Here is a 24,566-nt window from a genome sequence, read left to right on the forward strand (position 1 = left end):
ATGTTATTGGCACTTGATATTGGTAACACTAACACCACAATAGGGGTTTTTAAAGATTCAAAACTAATTATGGATTTCAGGCTTACCACAAACATTAACCAGACTATGGATGAGTATGGAATCCTTGTAAGAAACCTTTTGTCCCTTCAGGGAATTGATTACAGAGAGGTCAAAAACATAATAGTCTCCTGCGTTGTTCCTCCACTTGACGAAATTATATATTTTATGTCCCTTAACTACTTTAAAATTAAGCCTCTATTTGTTAAGCCTGGGATAAAAACAGGGCTTGCTTTAAATGTTGAAAATCCTGCAGAGGTTGGAGCAGACAGAATTGTTGACTGTGTTGCTGCAATTAATAAGTATAAACCGCCTTTAATAGTTGTGGATTTCGGTACTGCAACTACTTTTGACGCAATAAACGAGAAAAACGAATTTTTAGGGGGGGCAATTGCTCCCGGTTTGAAGATTTCAGCTTTTTCCCTTTTTGAAAAAGCTGCGAAATTGCCTGAGGTTGAGATTAGAAAGCCAAAACAGGCAATTGGAAGAAATACGGTTACCAATATCCAATCAGGGTTGTTTTTCGGATATGTTGGGCTTGTTAAAGAGGTTTTGAAGAGAATGCTTGAAGAGTTGCCCGGTGCAAAGGTTGTTGCTACAGGTGGTCTTGCAAGGGTTATAGCAAAAGAGTGTAAACTGATTGGAGTCATTGACGATAAACTTACCCTTGAAGGGTTGAGAATACTTTTTGAGAAAAACAAAGACTAATGTGCAACAAAGAAAATACCACTTTTGAAGAATACTTTTTTAAAGTTGAAAGTTATTTTGCGCTTAAAAGAGACAGGGCTGTCCTTCTCTCTCCAGAGGAGTTTGAGGTAGTTGAATATTTCTACAATGAGGGTGTTCCTTTAAAGATTATCTTCAAAGGGATTGACAGGTTTTACGAAAAGAAGAAAAAGAGTAAGAGAAAAACAAAAAGGATTTATTTTTTAACCCATGTCAAAGACCATATTGAAGAAGTATGGCAGGATTATAAGCGAAAGGGCACAGGCTCATACCTTGTATCGGGAGAAAGTGAGAAAGATTTTATTGTAAACAGGATAGATGAAATAATTGATGCTTTGAACAAAGCTCATAAGTCTGTAAAATCTGTTTGTCAGGAAGTAACTAACAGATTGGTGAATTTAAAAGACAAGGTGGAAGAGTTAACACTGGAAGATGCTGAGGGGGAGATGGAGTCTATTTTTGAGTTTGCAACAGAAAAAATTTTTGATATTCTAAACAGCGAATTGAAGTGGCTAAAAGAGGAAGTGGAAATAGAGGTAAATTCTCTGGTGGAGTCAATTGGGAAAGAGATTTCTCCCGATGTTATAGATAGATTTAAAAAACAAATTGTTTTTGAAAAATTAAAATTTCCTAATATATCTTTGTTTGGTTGATAGAAAGGAGAAGGATATGAGCATAATTGAACAATTGAGAAAAGGTAATATTCCTGATGTTTTAAAAAAGGTGGCAGAGCTTGAAAATGTTCACCTTGACCATATAGTTAGCGGAATTTTAGAGGGAACAATAGTTGTTCCCCACAACAACCTTAAAACTTTAGATAAGCCCTGCGCTATTGGAAAAGGATTAAGGATAAAGGTTAATGCAAACATAGGCACCTCTCAAGACCATGAAGATATTGAAGAAGAGCTTGAAAAGTTAAAAATTGCTGTTAAGTACGGAGCGGATGCTGTAATGGACTTATCCACAGGGGATAAGGCAAGGGACACAAGGCTTCAGGTTGTAAAGAATTCTCCTGTCCCTGTGGGCACTGTCCCTGTTTATGAAGCATTTTTAAAGGCAGGAAAGCACAAGGGTACAATAATGAGGCTTACAGCAGACGATATATTTGACGCAATAGAGCAGCACGGAAAAGACGGGGTGGATTTTATTACAGTTCACTGCGGAATTACAATGGAGTCTGTAGAAAGAATGAGAAAGCAGGGAAGGCTTGCCGATGTTGTTTCAAGGGGAGGCTCTCTTTTAATTGAATGGATGGTTTTAAATGAAAAAGAAAATCCCTTGTACCAATACTTTGACAGGCTTCTTGAGATTTGCAAAAAGTACGAGATGACAATAAGCCTTGGAGATGGAATGAGGCCAGGTGCAATTGAAGACGCAACTGACAGGGCACAGATTCAGGAATTAATAATTTTAGGTGAACTTGCCCAGTATGCGGTTGAAAACGGGGTTCAGGTAATGATTGAAGGCCCAGGGCATGTGCCTTTAGACCAGGTTGAAACAAATATGAAAATTCAAAAATCCCTTTGCAACAATGCACCTTTCTATGTTTTAGGGCCAATTGTAACTGATGTGGCTCCAGGCTACGACCACATAACTGCTGCGATAGGTGGGGCTGTTGCTGCAATGAGCGGTGCTGATTTTCTATGCTATGTAACACCCGCAGAGCATTTAAGGCTTCCTACTGTGGACGATGTAAAAGTTGGTGTAATTGCAAGTAAGATTGCAGCCCATGCGGCAGACATAGCAAAAGGAATCCCGGGAGCAAAAGAATGGGATTACAGAATGAGTAAGTACAGAAAAGAGTTGAACTGGGAAGGTATGTTTAAAGAGTGTATCGACGAGGAAACTGCAAGGAAGATGAGGGGAGAGATTGAGCCTCAAAACGAGAATGTGTGCAGTATGTGTGGAGAGTTCTGCGCCCTTAAAACATTAAACGATGTTTTTAAATAATGCTGATATAATAAAACCATAAGACTATTTGTTTTTGGAAGGCGGTTTGATGGGAAAAAAACATTTGTTTAAGATGCTTCTATCAGTTATTATTCTGGTTTTTGGATTCTCTGTTTTTGCTCAAACGGTTACTCAGCAAGAGGAGTTAAACAAAAAAAATCAGGTTATAGAAACTGAAAGTAAAACAGAAACTGAAAATAATGAAGAAAGCAGGTGGCCTGAAAACTTCGCATTTTTAGTAAACGGAAAGATATTTTATTTAAACTATATAATCCAGGATAATATTCCTTATTTTACCATTGAATCGGTTTTTAATCCTTTAAAGCAGGCTGGTTTAGACTATCAAAAAATTTCAAATGATGAATACAAAATTGTAATTGACGAAAATGAGTTTTCCCTTGATTTAAAGCATTTTTTAATTAAATCGACAAAACTCTATGTTGATGAAAAGGAGAAAGAAAAGCCTGATTTTAAACCACCAGAGCCAATTATTATCCCTGTTGACATACTGATTAAAGACGGACAGGTTTATTTTAGATATGATTTCCTTGTAAAAGGATTGCCAGAGTTGATAAACAAGGTTGTAGGCTATGATAAAAACTCTGGAACCTTTGTTGTAGGAAGAGAAAAACCTGTAAAAATTAACTTTGAGTTAAAGGAAACAGAGCCTTATGCTATTCTCACCTTTAAATGTCCTGCGAAAATTAAATACAATTTAATAAAGACAGATAAAAATGCCTATCTTACGGTTAATGCAAGATTCAATATTGAAAAAGAAAAATTAATTGAACTTGAAAGCAAATTTTTTAAGATTGTGGATGTTAAATTTTTTGGCAGGGAAACTGAGATTAATTTTGAACTTAAAGAAAAAACGGATAAAATTTCAGGCTATTTTGACAGAAACTTTGATGAGTTGAAGATTTATTTTTACTCAAAAGACTTTTATAACCCCAAAGTGGACACTTTAAACAAAGCAGCAGTTGAGCTTGATGCCACCAAACATACGATTAAAAAGATAATTATTGACCCCGGCCATGGTGGTGAGGACAACGGGGCTGTAAGCAAAGATGGGACAATGGAGAAGGATATTGCTTTACAGATAGCATACAAGTTAGGTAAAGAGCTGAAAAAAAGGGGCTATGAGGTGGTTTTAACAAGGTATACAGATGTTTATGTTCCATTGAAGGATAGAACAGGGATTGCAAACTCAAATAAAGGGGATTTGTTTATATCAATTCATCTTAATGCATCTTACAGGAAGGCTTCAGGGGCGGAAACATACATATTGAGCCTTGATGGTTACAAACAGGTTTCAGATACCATAGCTTTTGAAAACAGGGAGATAAAAAATTCTAAATCCAAAGATAATAAGGGAAAGGATGAGCAATCTTCAGTCTCATTTATACTCTGGGATATGGCTCAAAGAGAGTACATTAAAGATAGTGAAAAATTAGGGGAATTTATTCAGGAAGGTTTAAACAACCTTATGGGGATAAGAGACAGGGGAGTGAAGCAGGCACCTTTAGTTGTTTTGAAGGGGCTTGATATGCCAGGGGTGCTTGTTGAGGTTGGCTTTCTTTCAAATCCTGTTGAAGAAACAAAGTTAAAGTCAGAGGATTATCAGAACAGGGTTGTAAATGTAATAGCAAATAGTGTGGATAGATATAGAATTTATTACGAGTTAAGAATGAAAAAATTATCGGATAATGAGGATGAAGAATAAAGCCTTTTTTATAATAATTACTGCTGTGCTTTTTTTGTTATTTGCCTGCAATGGGAAAAAAACTCAAAATGAAATTGTGGCTAAAAGTGTTCAAACTGAAAACGAAAATCAAGAGCAAAAGGATGAAATTAAACCTGATGAAAGCGAAAAGCTTAAATTCAGGATAATAAATCTTTACTTTATAAACCCATACACAAATGAGTTGAAAACTGAAAAAAGGCAGGTTTTTGATTTAAAAGAAAAAACCTCAATGATTAAGCAGGTTTTAAGGAGTTTAAAATTAGGCCCTGTTTCAAATTTAAAGCCTTCAGTGCCTGAAAACATAGAGTTTAAAGATGTATTTATATACGGCGATAGAGTTTACATTGACTTACATAAAAATTCTGAAAATGCGTTTATAGGGGGAGTAAAGGGAGAAAAGTTATTTTTAGAGGCGGTTGTGAAAACTGTGCTTGATATATCCCCGAAATATAAAAAGGTTTATTTTTTGATTGATGGTGAGGAGATAGACTCAGTAATGGGGCATCTTGACTGTTCCGGTTATTTTACTTCAGAATCTTTTTAAATCACATATTGTTGTAATATCTGCACATTAAAATTTTACCAACTGAAGGAGGCGTTTGATGTTTTTCTATCCATCTAACAAGAGCAACTCCATTTCTTCCAAGTACCTCCCATGTGTAAATAGGGATTTTAGATGCCGCCTCAGCTCCGACTGCCACTGACAGCTTTATTTTGTCTTTATCTTTAACCTTGCATATAACGAATTTTACATTATTTTTGTTATTTCCATAGCATAATGAAAGCACATTTGCGAACATATCAAAGTACTGATTTAAAGTTAATGCCTTATTTTTGTAGATTGTTACATCAACTTCGTATCCATTTAATGTTTTATTGTAATTAATTTCAAGTTCATGGGTTACCCCTTTTAAAGCATTATTAATATCTTGTATAAGTATCATTTTCGGTTCCATTATCCCTGATATGGGGGATTTACCCGGTGCTCTGGGAGCCATTACTTCCGGGGCTTGTCCATTTGGAGTGTTATTTTTTTCATTTACTTTTATGCTTGCTCGAGTTTCTTTTATCTTTGATAATCTGTAATCAGTAATAAGCTGGCTTATTTTAATAACTGCAAAAATAAAAAGTACAATTATACTTCCCAATATTATGGCATCAATTATAGGGCTTGTTTTATTCGCTGATATTATTGGAGTTCCACATGCTGGACAATATTTTGACTTTTTGTCTGGCAATTTTGCGCCACAATTTGGACAATACATTTTATTTGCCCATTAACCTTTCTGCATAAAAAGAAATAAATGGAAGTTCTTTCTCAATATCGTTACTTTTTATTATAACAATCACAACAAAAGCTAACACATAAAACCATAAAAATATTGTAAAAAGAAATGAAAAAACAATTCCAAGAATAGGGATTAAGCTTAAATACTTTAAGAAAATTAGAGCAAACAAAAAGATAAGGTTAAAAAGCAATCCTTCAGTTTCAACCTTTTTTTGAGATTTTGTTAAACTTTCTCTAATTCCCCACCCTATAAGCATGAGAGGGAAAAGAAAAGAGAAAATTATAACAAAAAAATTATCACCCTTTTTCATATTTATTCCCTAACTCTTTGATTAAATTATAATTAATTTTTTTTAAAAAACAAATTTTTTTTAATTTTTATTTAAGAAAACAAAAAAAGGGGGAAACCCCCCTGGATTATAGAAAAAGTTGTTAATTTAAGCCAATGTGGCAACCATTACAGCCTTAATAGTGTGCATTCTATTTTCAGCCTGGTCAAAGACTTTTGAATGTTTGCTTTCAAATACCTCTTCTGTTACCTCACAAATATCAGGGAATTTTTTTGCCAGTTCAGTTTCTGTGTTGTGGAATGCTGGCAAACAGTGCAGGAATATTACATCCTCTCTTCCAGTTGCTTTAATCACATTCATATTTACCTGATATGGCTTTAAAATCTTAATCCTTTCAGGGATTTTGTCCTCTTCTCCCATTGAAGCCCATACATCTGTGTATATTACCTGGCAATCTTTTACTCCCTCTTTTACATCTGGAGTAAATGTGAGCTTTGCTCCTGTTTCCTTTGCAATCTCTTTGCACTTTTCTATTAATTCCTTTTCTGGATACATATTCTCTGGTGCAACAATCCTGAAATCCATTCCCATTTTTGCAGCACCAACCATAAGTGAATTTGCCATATTGTTTCTTCCATCTCCCATGTATGCAAATTTTATCCCCTTTAAATAGCCGAAATTCTCTTTTACAGTTAAAAAGTCAGCCAAAATTTGAGTTGGATGGAATTTGTCAGTCAAACCATTCCACACAGGCACTCCAGCCCATTTTGCCAGCTCTTCAACTGTTTCATGTTTAAATCCTCTAAACTCAATTCCGTCAAACATTCTGCCTAAAACCCTTGCGGTATCTTTAACTGTTTCCTTTTTTCCCAACTGAATATCCCCTTTTCCAAGGTATTCAGGGTGAGCGCCTTCATCAATGCATGCAACTGTAAAAGCACACCTTGTTCTTGTTGAAGGTTTTTCAAAGATTAGTGCAATGTTTTTGTGCTTTAAATTTTCTCCGTAAATTCCTGCTTTTTTCTGGTCTTTTAAAACTGATGCAAGGTCTAAAAGATAATTTATCTCTTCTGGTGTGAAGTCAAGAAGTGTTAAAAAATTTCTTCCTCTCAAATTTACAGGCATATTAAACCCCCTAAAAATTTTTACCTTTGAATTATAACAGTAATTTTTTTATGCAATAATAAAAAAAACTTCTATCAGGGAGGTAATATGTTTGATTTTAATGGTAAGACAGCAATTGTAACAGGGGGAACAAGGGGAATTGGATTGGAAACAAGCAGATTATTTGCAAAATTTGGTGCCAATGTTGTTGCGTCCTACCGTTCAAATGATAAAGCTGCTCAAAAATTAAAGGATGAATTTTCAAACATTGAAGTTTTCAAGGGGGATATTTCAGAGGTTGAAACAGCAAAATCCCTTGTTAGTTTTGCATACTCTAAATTTGGCAGGGTTGATATTTTAGTTAACAATGCTGGAATCTGGGATTATCTCTATGCAGGAAGCTTTGATTACAAGGTATGGGATAATATGATAAAAAACAACTTACGCTCTGTTTACCTTGTAACAGATTACCTTGTATCTAAATGGCTGAAAGACGAAACAAAGGGAAGGATTGTCCATGTATCCTCAACAGCGGGACAGAGGGGAGAGGCTGAACATTCCCACTATGCGGCAACAAAGGGGGCAATAATTGCCTATACAAAGTCTCTTTCATCTGAGCTTGCACCAAAGGGAATAATAACAAACTGTGTTGCACCAGGCTGGGTTGATACAGAATTAAACGAAAAACCGTTTGCAGGGGATGGTAAGGAGAAAATCAGAAAAACAATTCCAATTGGAAGAATTCCTGAGCCTGTTGAAATAGCATGGCCAATTGTTTTCCTTGCCTCAGATTTAGCCTCAGCTGTTTGCGGAGAAATTTTCAATGTAAACGGCGGCAGTGTTTTATGTGGATAATGTGTTATAATTTGCCGAGTATTTTTTGGGGAGGATTAATTGGACACAATAAAGCAATTGTATAAAATCGGGCACGGGCCTTCATCTTCTCATACAATGGGGCCTTTGTTTGCTGCTGAAAAATTTGTTTCAATGTGTAAAGATTGCGATTTTTTTAAGGTTACCTTATACGGAAGCCTTGCATTAACAGGAAAGGGGCATTTTACAGACATTGCATTGATTGATTACTTTACCTCAATAAACAAAAAGGTTGAGATTATCTGGAAGCCTGATGAGTTTCTTCCCCTTCATCCCAACGGAATGAAGTTTGAGGGATACGATAAAAATTACAATTTTGTCAGAGATTGGGTTGTTTACTCTGTTGGCGGTGGTGCAATAAAGGACGAGAAGGATTTTGACAATCCCCCTGCGTCAATTTACCCCTTAACAAAGATGGACGACATACTTGAATGGTGTGAAAAAACAGGTGCACCGTTATGGGAGTATGTGGAGAATTACGAAGAAAAGGATATATGGGATTACCTTGAAGAGGTATGGGATACAATGGTTGACTCAATTAAAAGGGGATTGAAACACGAAGGTGTTTTGCCTGGTGAACTTCACCTTCAAAGAAAGGCTGCCTCATATTTTATGAAGTCAAAAAATTCAGGTCTTTTCTTAAAATCCTTTGGCCTTGTTGCATCTTACGCTCTGGCGGTGGCAGAGGAGAATGCATCAGCAAATATAGTGGTGACAGCACCAACCTGTGGTTCTTCAGGTGTTTTGCCTGCAGTTTTATACTTTTTAAAAAAATATCACAGGATAGATAAAGAAAGGATTTTGAAAGCTATTGCAACAGCAGGATTGATAGGCAACCTTGTAAAGGAAAACGCTTCCATTTCAGGGGCAGAGGTTGGTTGTCAGGGAGAGATAGGGACTGCCTGTGCAATGGCTTCTGCTGCGGCTACACAGCTTTTAGGGGGAACTGTTGCACAAATTGAGTATGCCGCAGAAATGGGGATGGAGCATCATTTAGGGTTAACCTGCGACCCTGTTGGAGGCTATGTTCAAATTCCCTGTATTGAAAGAAATGCCTTTGCCGCTGGAAGGGCTTTGCAGTGTGCAACCTATTCTCTGTTTTCAGACGGAAGACACAGAATAAGCTTTGACGAGGTTGTGATTACAATGAAGGAAACAGGGTTGAGTCTCCCATCCTGCTATAAAGAGACAGGTACCTGTGGACTTGCCAGGCACTGGCTTGACAGCGAAAACAGAAAAAAACAAACCTAAATTAACTTTTCTTAAAAAGAGTTTTTAGAGGTAATTTTTAAATCAAAAAATCAGGCATTTTTTTAATTAAAACCATTCAGGGGCAAGGTTTCTGTCAAAGAAACTCCATGCAAGGCTAATTACTTTATCAGAATAATAGCCTATCTCATGTATCCTTTCAAAGAGTATTATTGCTGTTTCTTTATGTATTACTTCGTTTAGGTAAAGGAAAGCGGGTATTGCTATTGCTGAAGTGTATGGTTTGTTGTGGTTTTCTGCATATTCAAGCAGTTTAAAGTCATCTGAAAGCAGCGCAAAATTCAGGTTTCTAATTATTAAGCTTTGAATACTTTTATCGCCAGCAGATTTTGTGTCTCTCCATTTTATATTTTTAAACCACTCTTTTGGCTCAGACTTTTCCTCAAACTCTTTTTTTATAGACACAGTGGAGATTAGAGGGACATGGGAGGAGAGTACTCCCATTGCCCCTGCTTTATCAAGTATTATCATTGAACTTGCGTCTATTACAAATCCCTTTATTTCCATCAGCCTATAAGTTTCATTAATGCATCAACCATCTTTGATATGCCTGCATGTACTTCGGAAATTCTCTTTCCTAACATATATGCAGGGGTTGATATTATTTTATTTTTTTCATCAACATGAAAACCGTCAACAGGGCATACAAAATGTTTTCCGCCCATTGCCTCAATTGCCTTTGCTGTTGCCTCGTCATTACCAATAGTTAATTCAGGGTTTATCTCCCCTAAAGCAGCAGCCACAACAGCAGGGGCAATACATACTGCTGCAATAGGCTTGCCCTTTTTGTGAACTTCCCTCAAAATCCTTGCAACAGAAGGGTCAACTTCTGCCTTTTCCCCTTTTACCGCAAAGTTTGAGAGGTTTTTGGCAGCCCCAAATCCACCTGGAAGAACAAGTGCGTCTAATTCATCAGGGTTTACATCGTCAATATTTTTAATCTCACCCCTTGCTATCCTTGCAGATTCAACAAGCACATTTCTTGTTTCCCCTTTAACCTCTTCCCCGGTTAAATGGTTTATAACATGCATTTGAGGTTTATCAGGGGCCATAATTACAAGTTCACAGCCTCTTTTATCAAGTTCAAGCATGGTTAACACTGCTTCGTGTATTTCCGCACCATCGTAAACGCCGCAACCTGAAAGAATTACACCAACTTTAGGCATTTTATCCTCCATTTTTTTGATGATTCTTAAATATTATACCAGATTTTAAACAAAATATAAAGGAAGACAACATTTGGTTGTTTAATGCTAAAATATAAAAAAAGGAGGGTTCAATGAAAAAGTATCTAATAATATACCTTGCTGTGTTTTTAATAGGTTTTATTGTATGGAGCGGGCTTTACTATGTTTACACTGCTTCAATTTTAGGGGTTGCTAAATTTAGAATAGATTACGGAATAAGGGCAGGGCTTGTATTGGGGATTTCAATAACAGGTTTAATATACTGGCGCGATTTAGAAGATAAAGAAAAGGGGGATTAATCCCCCTTTTTTGTTTATATGTTTATGTCAGGTGTCTCAGTTCCGAATATGTATTTGTCAAAGAAGGGCTGCCAGTTGTCTCTTGTTATCATGTTTAAAAGCCTTATGCAATCGTAGGTGTTTACATACCTTCCGCTGAATGATTTTAAAATTGAACTTATCCACACAAAGAACATTCTGTCTCCGTTTTGAGCCCCGTATTTTTTCTGCATTTCAAGCCTTAAAGCGTGCAAAACAAGGGGTGCTTTGTCATAGTATAGGTGTACCATATCGTAAATATCTTTTGATTTTTTCCCGCACAAATGGGAAGCAAGGTAGATTGAGTCCCCTGATTTAACTAATTCAGCCCCTCTTTTCCATTTCCTTAAAATCCTTATAAATTTTTTCTGGGCAACTTTCCTTTTCCTGAATAATTGAGTGTATGTTATTGCTGCAATGTATTGAGAAAACCCCTCGCTTATCCAGAATTCGTTTTCATTTGGTAGATTAAGCCTGAACCTGAAATAAGCCCTTGCAATATCGTTTATAAAGAGAAGGTTTAAATCGTCTATTGTTTCGTATTTTGGATTAAAAATTTCACTTCCTACATAGATTATTGATGGCCCTGTATAGTACCTGTCAAAGTTTGTCTCAATAATGTACTGATCTTTAAAGGGATATGGCTTGTTTACTCCCCTCTCAATAATATCACTTGCTGCAAAAAAGTAATTTAAAAGCCTTTTTGAGTTTTTATCCTTTTTTGTACCGTGGGTTGCAACGATACAGCTTCTCCCTAAAGCCTTTTTCTTATGGATAAAGTATTTTCCTGCACTAATTAAAGGCCTTTGAATAGGGTAGTCAAGCTTTGTTTCAATTGTTTTGTACCCGTCTTTCTTTTTAAATGAAACAGTATCCCCTGACGCAAATACTGTAAAGTTGTCTGGTACCGTTGCTTTTATGTGTATTGTCGCATGCTCTTCTTTTAACTTTGCTTTGGGATACCATGCATAATTGTCAAGTTGCCAGAAATTGTCTCCGAATAATCTATGAAGAATGTCTCCGGACAGGCGGGTGTAGAGAACTATTTTATCCCCTTTTTTTGCTCCTTGAGGAAGTTTTACCAATAATTTGTGGGAATAATGGATATAATCAGAGTCTTCTCCGTTTATTTTAAGAGAGTCAACCTTTAATTCTTTGGAACCTGATATCCTTCCTGTGTTGGTGTTTAAGGTGTAGTAGGAATTAACTAAATCAAATGTAAGCCCATTTAAAGTGGTTTCTGCGGTAATTGTAAGTTTTGCGTCAATGGTTACAAGGTCTTTTTGGGTGTTTACAACATTTAAATCAATATGTGTTACCGAAAAATCTGGCGCTGTTAATTCATAAACTTCTCTTTCGTAAGGCTGGTAGGCAATCTCGTACATTTCGTAATAGTCAATATACTTACTCTTCCTTAAATAAAACAATTGCTCGCTTTCAGTGTCGTCAGGGTCAAAAACATAGTAAAAATAACCTAAAGTTGTCTCAAAAACAGCAACGGTAATGTCGTTGTTTTGCAGTTTTGCCCCTGTAAAATCAATAGCCGGGTCTATAAAAGGGTTCTCCACTATAAACTTTTTCAGGCTTTCTGGCAATTTTATGTCTGATTGCAAAGGCGTTGTAGCGCCTAAATCGTTTGTTGTCAGGATATAAGCGTTGTCAAACTTTTTTGTAATTGTTAATTCACCGATGCTATTTGTGGTTGATATGTGAAATCTTTTTGTGTTTCTTTTAACAACAGGTATGCAGTATTTGTTTTTGATTTTTAATTTAAACTCCCCATTGTTAATTATTATTCCGCATTTTTTGTTAAGTGCTTTAACACCGAAAATGCTTTCTGAAGTAACGGTTAAATCCCCTAATTTAAAATTGGTAGATTGTATTTTCCCGTAAACTTCAGGGCTGTAAAGAGATTTTACCTGTTCCCTTAAAGTCTGGGCTTTTAAAGAAAAAAGAACAAAAAACGCGATTAACACCATCAAAAATTGTTTCAGTCTTTTCATTTTTCCTCCGTTGATTTTTATTACGGAAGATATTATACCTTAATAGCAGTCATTTTATAATGTTTTGTGTGCTAAAATAATCTTTAAGAGGCAATTATGGAAAGTATATACATTGTAATTAGAGGTGAAAAATACGGGCCTTACACAAAAGAGGCTTTAAAGACTTTTTTAAAAGAAGGCAGGATTACTCCTGATACTTTATGCTGGTACGCTGGGATGTCTCAATGGCTGCCATTAAGAAGCATTTTCCCTGATTTGTTAAATGAAATGCCGCCTCCACCTCAAACAATCCCCCCACAACCTCCGAATGAATATGTTAATCCTCAGGGAGTTAATAATGAAAAAAGTGGTGGTAAAGGCTGCTGTTTAGGCTGTCTCATATTCTTTATTTTATTTCTTGTTGTAATTGCAATAGGTGGATTTTTTATGTGGAAGTACGGGAAGCCGTATATTAAGCAATTCAAGTATCAATACCATTACCAGTACAATTCGTCAATGAATTTTAGCAATAATTTTTCAGAGAAGATCAATCCAATCCTATGGAAAAGTTAAGGGGATATTACAGGGAAATAAATTCCCCTTTAGGTAAGGTTTTGGCAGGCTGTGTAAAAGATTCCCTTGTGTTTTTGCAGTTTAAGGATACTTTTAATTTAAAAAATATTGAAAAAAGATATGGAATTAAGTTTGAAAAGTCTTTTGGAAATTTTTTTCTAAATAATGTTGAAAATCAATTAAAAGAATACTTTGAGAAAAAAAGAAAAAATTTTGATTTAGCACTTCATTTTATTGTGGGGACTGATTTTCAAAAAAAGTGCTGGGAAGCGTTAATGAAAATCCCTTATGGACAAACTATCTCATACTCAAAACAGGCTGAAATGGTTGGCAATAAAAAAGCGGTGAGGGCTGTTGCAAATGCAAACAGGTTAAATCCAATAGCCATTATTGTTCCCTGCCATAGAGTGATAGGTAAAAACGGTAAATTAACAGGCTATGCCGGGGGGATTGAAAAGAAAGAGTACCTTTTAAAACTTGAAGGCGCAATTTAGATTTTTTTTGCTATTTTGCCTCTAATATTTTTTTAATAATTAAATCTTTAGGAGGCATTCCGGAAAATCTTTCTTCAGTTTGATATACCCTGCACCCATACAGTATGTCCCTGTTTGCCATTCCTTCTTCTAAATCAACCCCGTTGATATGCACAGACGGAGAGCCGTAAAAATTAAGCCTTTTCGCATCTTCCAGATCCCTTATCTTTATAAACTCAATTTCAGCATCAACCTTTAATTCTTCAACAATCTCTTTAATAAGCTTTAAAGTATCTCTTGCATGAGGGCATCCGTCAAAGTATAAAATATCAATTTTCATAAATTTTCCCCTTTCTCAGGTTTTTTAAGTTCATAATCTGCAATTTTTTTTCTTAAAGTGTTTGGGGCAATTTCAAGAATCTTTGAAGTCCTTGTAATATTCCAATCAGTATAGTTTAAAACAAATTTGATATAGTTCTTCTCAACCTCTCTCAATGGCATTACCTTTTCAGGGATTGTAGCAGATACATTTAATTCCTTCCTTATATCACTTTCGTCAATATACTCAGTTTTGCAGTTAATAATTGCTCTGATAATAATGTTTTCAAGCTGTCTTACATTGCCTGGAAAGTCGTAGCTTTCAAGGAGTTTTAACGCTTTTGAGGTTATCCCTTTTACAGGGTAAAGCCTTAAATTTTTGTGTTTGTTTAAAAAGTAGTTTACAAGTATTGGTATATCTTCCGTTCTCTCTCTTAAAGGGGGAATTTTTATCTCCGCAACCGATAACCTGTAATAGAGGTCTTCCCTGAATTTCCCCTCTTCCACCAGTTTTTTCAAATCCTTGTTTGAGGCGGCTACAATCCTTGCTTTAAGAGGTATTTTTTTATGGCTTCCTATCCTTTCAAACTCTTTTTCCTGCAAAACCCTTAACAGTTTAACCTGAAATTCAAGGGGAATCTCAGAGATTTCATCTAAGAAAACCACCCCGTCTTCAGCCTGCTCTAATTTACCTATTCTTGTTTTTTCTGCTCCAGTGTAAGAGCCTTTTTCAGCACCAAATAGCTCAGCTTCAATTAAAGTTGAGGGAATTGCCGACGCGTTAATTGCAATAAAAGGTTTTGATTTGTCCATTGCCCTGTGTATTGCTCTTGCAACCAATTCTTTTCCCGTCCCGCTTTCTCCTATAATTAAAACAGGCACCCTGTTAACTGATACAAGTCCTATTTGTTTTAATGTCTCTGTAATGCCTCTACTTTTGCCTATTATTCTATAGTCTTCAACCTCTGTTTTCTTTATGTTTTCAACAACCTCTTTTTTTTCAACGCTTTTCATTTTTGCCTTTTCAATTAAGATAAGTATATCTTCAAGGTTTATCGGTTTTCTTAGATAATCAAAAGCATTCAATTTCATTGCTTCAATAACAATATCCATATCCTCTCTGCCTGTTACAAGTACAATTGGTGTTTTTATCTCTCTTTCCTTTGCCCTTCTTAAAAAGTCGAGTCCGGTAATGTCTGGCAAATGGTAGTCAAGAAAAACTATAGCTGGATTTTCTTCTAAAAGGGCTAAAAAGCCTTCTTCCCCGGTGTTTTTTGTGGTTGACATAATCCCGTGGGTTTCAAGTTGCAATTGCAGAGACCTGCAAAACATTTTATCATCATCAATTATTAAAATATTATTCATCTTTTCCCTCCATAGATGCTTTTTCAAGGATTATGGTGAATTTAGCTCCGCCTTCTTCTCTGTTTTCAGCAAAGATTTCACCATTGTGGTATTCAATTATTTTTTTTACTATGGGAAGTCCCAGCCCTGTCCCCGTCTCTTTTGTTGTAAAGAATGGTTTGAAAATCATATCTTTAACAGCCTTTGACAATCCCTTGCCAGTGTCTTCCACTGAAATAATTACTTTGTCTTTTTTCTCTTTTATGTAAATTGTAACCTTTCCCTTTTTTGGGTTTGCTTCAGCTGCGTTTTTAATTAAATTGGTTAATGCCCTTAAAAGGTGCTCCCTGTCTCCGTAGATGTATGCGTTTTCCCCTATCTCAGAAATTACAAAAGTCTTTTGCTCTAATTTTGAAATTTCAGACGACACAATCTCAAGAGCCTGCTCTACAAGGTCAACAGGCTTAATCCTTGATTTTTTTAATTCGATTGGTTTCCCGAAGTTGAGTAATTCTGAAAGCATGGTTTCAAGCCTTAAAACCTGAGTTTTTGTGATGTTAAGAAGTTCCGAGTAAGTTTTATCGTCTTTTAATTTATCGGCAACCGCTTTAATATTTAATTTAATAGAAGACAAAGGGTTTCTCATCTCATGGACAATGCTTGAACTTAACTCCCCTATTGCAGCAAGGCTTGATTTTTGAGCTAACTCTTTGCTTTGCTCTGTAAGTTTATCAATCATTGCATTGAATGCATCTGCTACAGCACTTGCTTCTTTTGTTTCATACCTGCCTATTCTTGCCTTTACATTTCCTTCAAGGATTTCCTTTGAAACCCTTTCAAGGTCTTTTAACGGTTCAGATAAGCTCTTAGATATCTTAATTGCTACGAAAATAACAATAACAAACACAATAACACCTGTTATTATTGACCTTTTAAATAGAATATTTATCCATCTTAATGTTTCGCTTTTATCAACTGTAATGACAACAAAGGAGTTAATCTTTTTTAACACCCTGTACCCTATAAATTTCTCTTTGCCAGATAAAGGTTTTTCAAAAATAGCCCCTTCTTTTTCATTTAATATTGCCTTTAAAAGAGGCTTTCCATTTTTTTCTATAAGCCTTTTATCGTCACGGTATTCCAATTGCAACCCATCTTTTGAGAGTATAAAAATTCTCCCTGTTTTTCCAAAATTAGGGGTTGTTTTGAGAAGTGTTTCAAAAATCTTTTTTAAATCAATGTTCGCAGCAATAAAACCTGTTGTCTCATTGGTTTTTTTATTTTTTAAGGTTGAAAATACTGTTAGAGTATTTAATTTATTTTGAATTAGCAGATATTTTTCTTTTAGAATTTTGTTTATTGTTTTTTCTGGTAATTGTTCGGGAAGGTTACTCCCTGAAATCTCTATAAGTTTTCCTTCAAGAGAGTATATCCCAACACCTTTATAACATTTATTGGTTTCGTAAAGGTGAAGCAAAGGGCTACATGAACACCCCATTGTGTGGCACATAGGTGTTGAATTACTTTTGTTTAAAGACATAATTGAGACAAGGGATAAATCATGTTTTATATCGTTTATTTGTTTGTTAAAATTCTCCTCTTTCCATTCTAAAATGGATTTTAGTTGACTGTTTTTTGTCTCTAAAATAGCCTGCGTGCTGCAATGGTGCCCCTGGTATATTAAAACAAGGAGAGGCAGCAGCGTTAATATTAAAAACCAGAATAAGATTTGCGTTTCTATACTTTTTTGTTTCATCTTACAACCCTTTTCCTTCCTATTTGTTTTATAAGCAAGTTTAATGCCATATTAAAAATCCCTTAAAACCCGTATAAATTCTGAATTTTTCTGTTTAATATTCTACAACACTATTCAGAAACTGAATACCTTTTAAATCCGTTGCTATTCAGTTTTTGAGCAGTTTTAAGTTGGCTTCCAAGATAAGTTATTTGTTTTGTTTAAATTATCGGTATGGCAGCCTTTTTGCAATATATAAGAGGAACGAATATTTTAGGGAGAAGAATATGGGCAAAAGAAAATTTATTTTAATCTGGATATTAATTGCAGGGGTTTCCGTTTTTGGAAATGAGAATGGTTATCTAAAAAATTACATTAACCTTATTAAAAGCAATAATCAAAAGTTAAAGGCGTTGAATTTTGAGCACAACTCTATTTTAAAATCTGCAGAATCTGAGAAATACCTGCCTGACCCTGTGTTTACAACAGGAATTTACCTTCAGTCTATTGAAACCAGGGTTGGAGCGCAAAAAAGCAAGTTTGGTATTTCCCAGAAAATTCCCTTTAAGGGAAAGTTGAAATTAAAAATGCTTACCAAGAAGGAACTGGCAAAGGCTGTGTTGGAGAAAATAAAACAAACCGAACTTGATTTAATTACAAGTTTTAAGAAAAACTACTATACACTTTCCTATTTAAACGAAAGGGAAAAGATTCTTGAACAACATATTTCACTTCTTAAAGATTTACATTCTGTAATTATGTCTTCTTATGAAGCAGGGAAGGGGAATTACTCTTCAATATTAAGGATAGAGTCTGAAATAGACTATCTTAAAAACTCCCTTGAAAGCGTAAGAGAGTTAAAATCTCCTGTTATTGCAAAACTTAATGAGCTTATGAATAGAAACCCCGAAGAAGAGATAAAGGCAATATCCCTTGATGAGTTTAAGATATTAAAAATAGGCAAAAACGAAGAAGAGAAGATTATAAAAGCCCTTTTTAGCACAAGCCCTGAGCTTAGAAGTATAAACTTTAAGATGAAGGCTGAAAGGTTAAACAGAGACCTTGCAGGTAAAAGTAGATACTCTGATTTTACAATAGGGCTTGACTGGATTAATACTTCAAAGGTAAACGGAAGCAGTATAAAAGACAACGGCAAAGACGGATTGATTTTTAAGATAGGGATGACAATACCGCTACACAGAAAAAAATACCACTATCAAATTGATGCCTCAAACGACAGGTATTTGAAAGAGGCAAGCGAACATGTAAACACAAAGAACGAAAAAGCCACAGGGATAAAAAAGGCTTTCTTTGACTATTTAGATGGGATAAGAAAACTTAACCTCTATCAAAATTCAATAATCCCCAGAGCCAAGGAGGCTTTAAATGTTTTAATAAGCGCTTATGAAAGTGAGGCTGGAAATTACCTTGATGTGATTGACGCTGAAAGGGTGCTTTTGCAGTTTGAATTAGAAGTTTTAAAAAGCAAAAAAGATATTCTTTCAGCAATTGCTGACATTGAAAGAATTTCAGGAATAAAAGATTTATCAAATTTAAATAATAAGGGAGGAATTTAATGAAAACCTTAAATAAAAATAAGTTAATTGTTGTTGTGGGAGTGGTTGCTCTTGTTGTCGGGCTTTTAGTGGGTAAAAGTTTTGGCGGTGGAGTGAATGTTGAGGTTAAACAATCGCACAAAAAAGAGGTTAAAGAAGATATAAAATACTGGACTTGCTCAATGCACCCTCAGATAAAAGCAGACAAAAAAGGTCTATGCCCAATATGTGGGATGGAACTTATCCCGGTTTACAATTCCTCAGAAACCAAAAACAGCGGAGACTGGGAGTTAACCTTATCAGAAACAGCTATAAAGTTAATGTCTGTTGAAACTGTAAAAGTAAAAAGAGGAGATGCATACCATACTTTAAGTGTTTTCGGGACAATTTCTGCAAGCGAAGAGAAAGAGTCTGTACTCACCTCATGGTTTGGGGGAAGGATAGACAAACTTTATTTTGAGGTAACTGGAGAGTTTTTGAGAAAGGGTAGCAAGATTGCAGATATATACAGCCCTGAGATTTACAAGGCTAAGAAGGAATTGATTGAGGCATTCGCATCTTTGAAAAAATCGGATAAATCACTGAACAAATATACAAGGTTAAGGTTTAAAGCGGCAAAGAAGAAGTTGAAACTATTAGGCTTGAGAGATTCTCAGATAGATGCAGTTTTGAAGAGAAATGAACCTAAACAGCATGTCTCTGTTTATGCTGAAAAGAGCGGGTATATTTTGAAAAAAACTGCAACCGAAGGGATTTATGTAAAAAAAGGAGCCCCTTTGTATAAGCTTGCCACCTTAGATAAATTGTGGGTGTTTTTTGATGTATACGAATCTGATTTAATCTGGGTGAAAAAGGGTGAAACTGTTGACTTTACAACAGATTCCTATCCCGGCAAGGTATTTAAAGGGAAAATAACCTTTATAGACCCTGTGGTTAATCCAAAAACAAGATCAGTAAGGGTCAGGGCAGACATAGACAACTCAGAAGGGTTGCTAAAGCCTGATATGTTTGTTAGAGGCACAGTTTATTCAAGGATAAGCGCTATAGGATTGGCAGATAGTGGCAGTAGTGAAAAGCCTCTTTTAATCCCCCTTTCAGCACCTTTGATTACAGGTAAAAGAGCAGTTGTTTATGTTGAAAAGAAAAAGGGAGATTTTGAAGGAAGGGAAGTGATTTTAGGTCCGAAAACAGATAAGGGATATGTTGTGTTAAAGGGGTTAAAAGAGGGAGAAAAGGTTGTTGTTAAGGGCAACTTCCTGATAGACAGCGAGTTACAGATAAGGGCAAAGCGCTCAATGATGTATCAAGGTGGAGAAGCCCCATCTACACATAACCACGGTGGCATGGAAATGGAAAAGAAAGCAAAAAAATCTACTCAATTAAAGGTTAGTAATGAATTTAAAAAATCCGCAGAGTTTTTGGTTGAGGATTACTTAAAAATCCAGAAGGCTTTAAGCAAAGACAATCTTGAAAGTGCTAAAAAAATTGCCAGAGATGCCCTTAAAAATATTAAAGGTATAAGAATGGAAGCCCTTGAAGCAAAACCTCATATGAGATGGATGAAGATTCAAAATGCCGTTAAAAGCAATTTAGAAGGTATAGGTAATTCAAAAACCCTGTCAGAAGCAAGGAGTTTTTTTAAAAACTTAAGTGAAGAAATAGAAAAGGCTTCAAAAGAGTTTAAACTAAACAGCAAAACCGTTTACAAATATTTCTGTCCTATGGCTTTTGACAACAAGGGGGCATATTGGTTACAGGATAAAGAGGGAACCGAGAATCCTTATTTTGGAAGCAAAATGTTTAAATGTGGTTCAGAGGTTGAAAAACTTAAACCTATCCCCGGTGGAGAGTCAAAATGAAAAACGAAAAAATAGAACCTAAGGGATTTCTGGAAAAGTTAATATACTTTTCTATAAAAAACAAACTGGTAATAGGCATATTTATAGCAATTATTCTCTTTGTAGGGGCAATGGTTTCACCTTTTGACTTTGATATTGCAGGAATTCAAAGAGACCCTGTTCCTGTTGATGCAATTCCCGATGTAGGGGAAAACCAGCAGATTGTTTTTACAAAATGGCCGGGAAGGTCTCCCCAGGATATTGAAGACCAGATTACATATCCATTGACAGTTGCGTTGCTTGGGATTCCAGAAGTCAAAACAATTAGAAGTTTTTCAATGTTTGGCTTCTCAACCATTTATGTAATTTTCAAAGAAAAAGCTGATTTCTACTGGTCAAGGTCAAGGATACTTGAAAAACTCAACAGTTTACCGCCAAATACCTTGCCTGAAGGGGTAAAGCCTTCTTTAGGGCCTGACGCTACAGCTTTGGGACAGGTTTTCTGGTATACACTTGAAGGGAGAGATAACAAAGGCAACCCAACAGGGGGCTGGGATTTGCAGGAGTTAAGGTCTATTCAGGACTGGTATGTAAGGTATGCTCTTTTATCTGCTGACGGGGTAAGTGAAGTTGCGTCTGTTGGGGGATATGTTAAAGAATACCAGATAGATGTTGACCCTGATGCTTTAAAGGCTTACGGAATAACTCTTGAGCAGGTTTTTAAAGCCGCCAAAATGTCAAACCTTGATGTAGGGGCAAAGTCTATAGAGATAAACAATGTTGAGTATGTTATAAGGGGAATAGGTTTTATTAAAAAAATAAAGGATATTGAGGATACAGTTATAACAGTCAGAAATAACACCCCTATTTACATAAAAAATGTTGCAAATGTAACAATAGGGCCGGCAATGAGAAGAGGAATTCTTGATAAAGAAGGGGCAGAGGTTGTAGGTGGAGTTGTTGTTGCAAGGTTTGGGGAAAATCCTTTAAAGGTAATCAAGAATATAAAGGAAAAGATAAAAGAGATTTCCCCTGGTCTTCCTTCAAAAAAGCTGAAAGACGGAACAGTTAGCAAGGTTACAGTTGTACCCTTTTACGATAGGAGCGGTTTGATTTATGAAACCCTGGGCACCTTAAAATCGGCACTAACAGAAGAAATATTTGTAACAATAATTGTAGTCCTTTTGATGGTAATGCACTTTAGAAGTTCATTGCTTATTTCAGGGTTGTTGCCCCTTGCAGTTATTATGACTTTTATAGCAATGAAGGTATTTAAGGTTGACGCAAACATTGTTTCTCTGTCTGGAATAGCAATAGCCATAGGCACCCTTGTGGATATGGGAATTGTAATTGTGGAGAATATTATCAAGCATTTAAGCGACCCTGACAATAATTTAAGTTTTTTCAATAAAGTGTTTGTTGCAACCAAAGAGGTTGGGGGAGCGGTTTTAACTGCCGTTTCTACCACAGTGATAGGTTTTCTACCTGTGTTTGCAATGGAAGGGCCTGAGGGGAAATTGTTTAAACCCCTTGCATTTACAAAAACTTTTGCCTTAATTTCAGCGATAATTATTGCTTTGACAATTATTCCTCCAGTTGCTCACCTTATTTTAAAAGCAAAAGTTAAAAGAAAATCTTTTCAGAAAGTCATTAACGCATCCTGGATTGTATTGGGGATAATATCTTTCTTTTTATTTTCAAAATTTGCAGGTATTGCCCTTGTCTTCCTTGGTATCTACCACCTGACAAAGGATAAAATAGCACCAAAATACACTAAATACGGGCTATATGTTATAAACGGGATAGCGGCTATAATTGTAGCAACCTTTTTGGCTGAACACTGGTTGCCTTTAGGGGCATACAAAGGGTTTACCCTTAACTTTCTCTTTGTGGTTTTGATTATTGGCTCAATATTATTGTTTTTCCAGATTTTCCAGTTTTTTTATCCCTCAATTTTAAGATGGGCTTTAAACAACAGGAAGTTGTTTTTGCTTATACCGGTATTTATAATCCTTTTCGGTGCTTTGTCATGGTTAGGTTTTGAGAAAATATTTGGCTGGTTGCCGGTTTCTGTAAAAAGGCTTGCCCCTGTTTCATACTTTGCACATAAATTTCCCGGGTTAGGTAAAGAATTTATGCCTCCTTTAGACGAAGGCTCTTACCTCTATATGCCGACAACATCAACCCATGCATCAATAGGGGTTGTTAAAGAGGTTTTAAAAATTCAGGACAGCAATTTTAAAAAAATACCTGAAATTGAAACAGCGGTTGGAAAATTAGGAAGGGCAGAGACTCCTTTAGACCCTGCACCTATCTCAATGATTGAGACTGTAATAAATTACAAACCTGAATATATTACTGACAAAAACGGCAACAGGCTTTTATTTAAGTTTAATCCAGATGAAGTTGATTATTACAGAGACGAAAACGGAAATCCTGTGTTAGCCCCGGACGGCAAGCCATATAGGGTTCAGGGTAGATTTGAAAGGGATAAATACGGAAAACTTATTCCTGATAAAGACGGTTCTCCCTTCAAACTCTGGAGGCCTGAATTAGACCCTGAATTAAACCCGGGAAGGGAATATTGGAAGGGTATAACTTCCCCGGACAACATATGGAAAGAGATTGTGGAAGCAGGGACAATTCCCGGGCTTACTTCCGCACCTAAACTTCAGCCTATTGCCGCCAGAATTGTTATGTTGCAAAGCGGAATGAGAGCCCCCATGGGATTGAAAATCAAGGGGCCTGATTTGAAAACAATTGAGAAAGTAGGCCTTGAAATTGAGAAGTTTTTGAAAGAGGTGCCCTATATTGACCCAAATACCGTTGTTGCAGACAGAATGATAGGAAAGCCTTACCTTGAAATTAACATTGACAGGCAGGCTATTGCAAGGTATGGAATCCCTCTGGTAAAGGTTCAAAATGCCATAGAAACCGCAATAGGCGGGAAAACAGTAACAACTACAATTGAGGGTAGGGAAAGGTACAATGTCAGAGTGCAGTATTTCAGGGAATTGAGAAATGATATTGACAAAATAGGCAATGTTTTAATCTCTTCACCTACAGGTGCTCAGATCCCCCTTAAACAGCTTTCAAAAATCAACTATGTTAAAGGCCCTCAGGTTATTAAGAGTGAAGACACATTTTTAACAGGCTATGTTATTTTTGATAAAAGGGGGGATTATGCAGAGGTTGATGTTGTTGAGCAGGCTAAAAGGTATCTTAAAGAAAAAATAAAAACAGGTGAATTGGTAATCCCTGCTGGGGTAAGTTACAGTTTTGCAGGAAACTATCAAAATCAGATAAGGGCTGCTAAAAAGCTGGCTATAGTTTTACCACTTGCACTTTTTACCATATTTTTAATTCTCTACTTTCAGTTTAAAAGGGTATCAACAACTTTACTGGTTTTCTCTGGAATTTTAGTGGCATGGGCAGGGGGATTTATACTTATCTGGTTTTATGGCCAGCCATGGTTTATGGACTTTAACTTTTTAGGGGTTAATTTAAGGGATTTGTTTCAAATGCACCACATAAACTTAAGTGTTGCAATATGGGTGGGTTTCTTAGCCTTATTTGGTATTGCATCAGACGACGGAGTTATTATAGCCACTTACTTAGACCAGATTTTTGAGGTGAGAAAGCCTGAGACAGTTGAGGAGATAAGAAAGGCTACAATTGAGGCGGGGAAGAAAAGGGTTAGGCCTGCTTTAATGACTGTTGCAACAACGGTTATAGCATTAATTCCTGTGTTAACCTCAAAGGGAAGAGGCTCTGATATTATGATTCCCATGTCAATTCCCACATTTGGAGGGATGATTGTAGTTGTAATAACTATTTTTGTAGTGCCTGTTTTATACAGTTTAATAAAAGAGATTTCGTTGAAAAGAAGTGGTAAAATATAGGTAATTTTTCAGCGAAAAATGTAAAAGAGGGATTCCCTGA

22 protein-coding genes are annotated in these 24,566 nt (G+C 35.9%); 13 read left to right on the forward strand and 9 right to left on the reverse strand.

Annotation, left to right across the window (positions count from 1 at the left end; translation table 11 throughout):
• From TTHT_RS00640 to TTHT_RS00660, 5 genes are read left to right on the forward strand one after another with little or no spacing between them, the layout of a single operon-like run.
• Positions 1-765 (forward strand): type III pantothenate kinase, encoded by a 765-nt coding sequence (locus tag TTHT_RS00640; RefSeq protein WP_201328107.1) that lies wholly within the window; start codon positions 1-3, stop codon positions 763-765.
• Entirely contained in the window at positions 765-1,436 is a 672-nt protein-coding gene (locus tag TTHT_RS00645) for a hypothetical protein (protein ID WP_201328108.1), read from the forward strand. Before TTHT_RS00640 ends, TTHT_RS00645 begins: the two co-directional genes overlap by 1 nt.
• A gap of 16 nt (positions 1,437-1,452) precedes the next feature.
• Positions 1,453-2,733, forward strand: a complete 1,281-nt coding sequence (thiC, locus tag TTHT_RS00650) for a phosphomethylpyrimidine synthase ThiC (protein WP_201328109.1) — start codon at positions 1,453-1,455, stop codon at positions 2,731-2,733.
• A gap of 49 nt (positions 2,734-2,782) precedes the next feature.
• Positions 2,783-4,456 carry an N-acetylmuramoyl-L-alanine amidase family protein gene (locus TTHT_RS00655; RefSeq protein ID WP_201328110.1) on the forward strand — a complete coding sequence of 558 codons (1,674 nt, stop codon included), beginning with the start codon at positions 2,783-2,785 and terminating at the stop codon, positions 4,454-4,456.
• Positions 4,446-5,021, forward strand: a complete 576-nt coding sequence (locus tag TTHT_RS00660; protein WP_201328111.1) for a GerMN domain-containing protein — start codon at positions 4,446-4,448, stop codon at positions 5,019-5,021. The genes TTHT_RS00655 and TTHT_RS00660 overlap by 11 nt, the downstream gene beginning before the upstream one ends.
• Before the next feature lies 1 nt (position 5,022).
• Here the strand turns inward: TTHT_RS00660 and TTHT_RS00665 are convergent, their stop codons facing one another.
• From TTHT_RS00665 to argF, 3 genes are all read right to left on the reverse strand, one after another.
• Positions 5,023-5,742, reverse strand: coding sequence for a zinc ribbon domain-containing protein (locus TTHT_RS00665; RefSeq protein ID WP_269089389.1), 720 nt, complete (start codon positions 5,740-5,742; stop codon positions 5,023-5,025).
• Position 5,743: 1 nt separating this feature from the next.
• Positions 5,744-6,076, reverse strand: coding sequence for a hypothetical protein (locus TTHT_RS00670; RefSeq protein WP_201328113.1), 333 nt, complete (start codon positions 6,074-6,076; stop codon positions 5,744-5,746).
• A gap of 126 nt (positions 6,077-6,202) precedes the next feature.
• A complete protein-coding gene (argF, locus tag TTHT_RS00675; protein ID WP_201328114.1) occupies positions 6,203-7,180 on the reverse strand; it encodes an ornithine carbamoyltransferase in 978 nt (325 codons plus the stop codon).
• Between the two features lie 87 nt (positions 7,181-7,267).
• On the opposite strand from argF, the gene TTHT_RS00680 reads away from it, so the two are divergent.
• Both TTHT_RS00680 and TTHT_RS00685 read left to right on the forward strand, forming a co-directional pair.
• The gene (locus TTHT_RS00680; protein ID WP_201328115.1) at positions 7,268-8,014 is read left to right on the forward strand and encodes an SDR family NAD(P)-dependent oxidoreductase; all 747 of its coding nucleotides are present in this window, start codon (positions 7,268-7,270) and stop codon (positions 8,012-8,014) included.
• Positions 8,015-8,053: 39 nt separating this feature from the next.
• Positions 8,054-9,283 carry an L-serine ammonia-lyase gene (locus TTHT_RS00685; RefSeq protein WP_201328116.1) on the forward strand — a complete coding sequence of 410 codons (1,230 nt, stop codon included), beginning with the start codon at positions 8,054-8,056 and terminating at the stop codon, positions 9,281-9,283.
• 66 nt (positions 9,284-9,349) lie between these two features.
• Here TTHT_RS00685 and TTHT_RS00690 read toward each other — a convergent pair whose 3' ends face one another.
• Both TTHT_RS00690 and elbB read right to left on the reverse strand, forming a co-directional pair.
• Complete coding sequence (locus TTHT_RS00690) at positions 9,350-9,808, reverse strand: hypothetical protein (RefSeq protein WP_201328117.1); 459 nt, start codon at positions 9,806-9,808, stop codon at positions 9,350-9,352.
• Positions 9,808-10,467 (reverse strand): isoprenoid biosynthesis glyoxalase ElbB, encoded by a 660-nt coding sequence (gene elbB / locus TTHT_RS00695; RefSeq protein WP_201328118.1) that lies wholly within the window; start codon positions 10,465-10,467, stop codon positions 9,808-9,810. Before elbB ends, TTHT_RS00690 begins: the two co-directional genes overlap by 1 nt.
• A gap of 113 nt (positions 10,468-10,580) precedes the next feature.
• On the opposite strand from elbB, the gene TTHT_RS00700 reads away from it, so the two are divergent.
• Positions 10,581-10,787 (forward strand): hypothetical protein, encoded by a 207-nt coding sequence (locus tag TTHT_RS00700; protein WP_201328119.1) that lies wholly within the window; start codon positions 10,581-10,583, stop codon positions 10,785-10,787.
• 14 nt (positions 10,788-10,801) lie between these two features.
• Here TTHT_RS00700 and TTHT_RS00705 read toward each other — a convergent pair whose 3' ends face one another.
• Complete coding sequence (locus TTHT_RS00705; RefSeq protein WP_201328120.1) at positions 10,802-12,808, reverse strand: M1 aminopeptidase family protein; 2,007 nt, start codon at positions 12,806-12,808, stop codon at positions 10,802-10,804.
• Between the two features lie 96 nt (positions 12,809-12,904).
• On the opposite strand from TTHT_RS00705, the gene TTHT_RS00710 reads away from it, so the two are divergent.
• Both TTHT_RS00710 and TTHT_RS00715 read left to right on the forward strand, forming a co-directional pair.
• A complete protein-coding gene (locus TTHT_RS00710) occupies positions 12,905-13,360 on the forward strand; it encodes a DUF4339 domain-containing protein (RefSeq protein ID WP_201328121.1) in 456 nt (151 codons plus the stop codon).
• Positions 13,348-13,854 (forward strand): methylated-DNA--[protein]-cysteine S-methyltransferase, encoded by a 507-nt coding sequence (locus tag TTHT_RS00715; protein WP_201328122.1) that lies wholly within the window; start codon positions 13,348-13,350, stop codon positions 13,852-13,854. Before TTHT_RS00710 ends, TTHT_RS00715 begins: the two co-directional genes overlap by 13 nt.
• 10 nt (positions 13,855-13,864) lie before the next feature.
• On the opposite strand, the gene TTHT_RS00720 is transcribed toward TTHT_RS00715, so the two are convergent.
• From TTHT_RS00720 to TTHT_RS00730, 3 genes are read right to left on the reverse strand one after another with little or no spacing between them, the layout of a single operon-like run.
• Entirely contained in the window at positions 13,865-14,173 is a 309-nt protein-coding gene (locus tag TTHT_RS00720) for a DF family (seleno)protein (RefSeq protein ID WP_201328123.1), read from the reverse strand.
• A complete protein-coding gene (locus tag TTHT_RS00725; RefSeq protein WP_201328124.1) occupies positions 14,170-15,516 on the reverse strand; it encodes a sigma-54-dependent transcriptional regulator in 1,347 nt (448 codons plus the stop codon). Before TTHT_RS00725 ends, TTHT_RS00720 begins: the two co-directional genes overlap by 4 nt.
• Positions 15,509-17,251: an ATP-binding protein gene (locus tag TTHT_RS00730; RefSeq protein WP_201328125.1), complete on the reverse strand. Its 1,743-nt coding sequence runs from the start codon at positions 17,249-17,251 to the stop codon at positions 15,509-15,511. Before TTHT_RS00730 ends, TTHT_RS00725 begins: the two co-directional genes overlap by 8 nt.
• 266 nt (positions 17,252-17,517) lie before the next feature.
• On the opposite strand from TTHT_RS00730, the gene TTHT_RS00735 reads away from it, so the two are divergent.
• The 3 genes from TTHT_RS00735 to TTHT_RS00745 are packed head-to-tail and all read left to right on the forward strand — an operon-like array spanning position 17,518 to position 24,526.
• Positions 17,518-18,807: a TolC family protein gene (locus TTHT_RS00735; RefSeq protein WP_201328126.1), complete on the forward strand. Its 1,290-nt coding sequence runs from the start codon at positions 17,518-17,520 to the stop codon at positions 18,805-18,807.
• Entirely contained in the window at positions 18,807-20,645 is a 1,839-nt protein-coding gene (locus tag TTHT_RS00740) for an efflux RND transporter periplasmic adaptor subunit (RefSeq protein WP_201328127.1), read from the forward strand. The genes TTHT_RS00735 and TTHT_RS00740 overlap by 1 nt, the downstream gene beginning before the upstream one ends.
• A complete protein-coding gene (locus TTHT_RS00745) occupies positions 20,642-24,526 on the forward strand; it encodes an efflux RND transporter permease subunit (protein WP_201328128.1) in 3,885 nt (1,294 codons plus the stop codon). Before TTHT_RS00740 ends, TTHT_RS00745 begins: the two co-directional genes overlap by 4 nt.
• Positions 24,527-24,566 lie beyond the last annotated feature (40 nt).

The organism is Thermotomaculum hydrothermale (genome assembly GCF_016592575.1).
Classification (GTDB): Bacteria; Acidobacteriota; Holophagae; order Thermotomaculales; family Thermotomaculaceae; genus Thermotomaculum; species Thermotomaculum hydrothermale.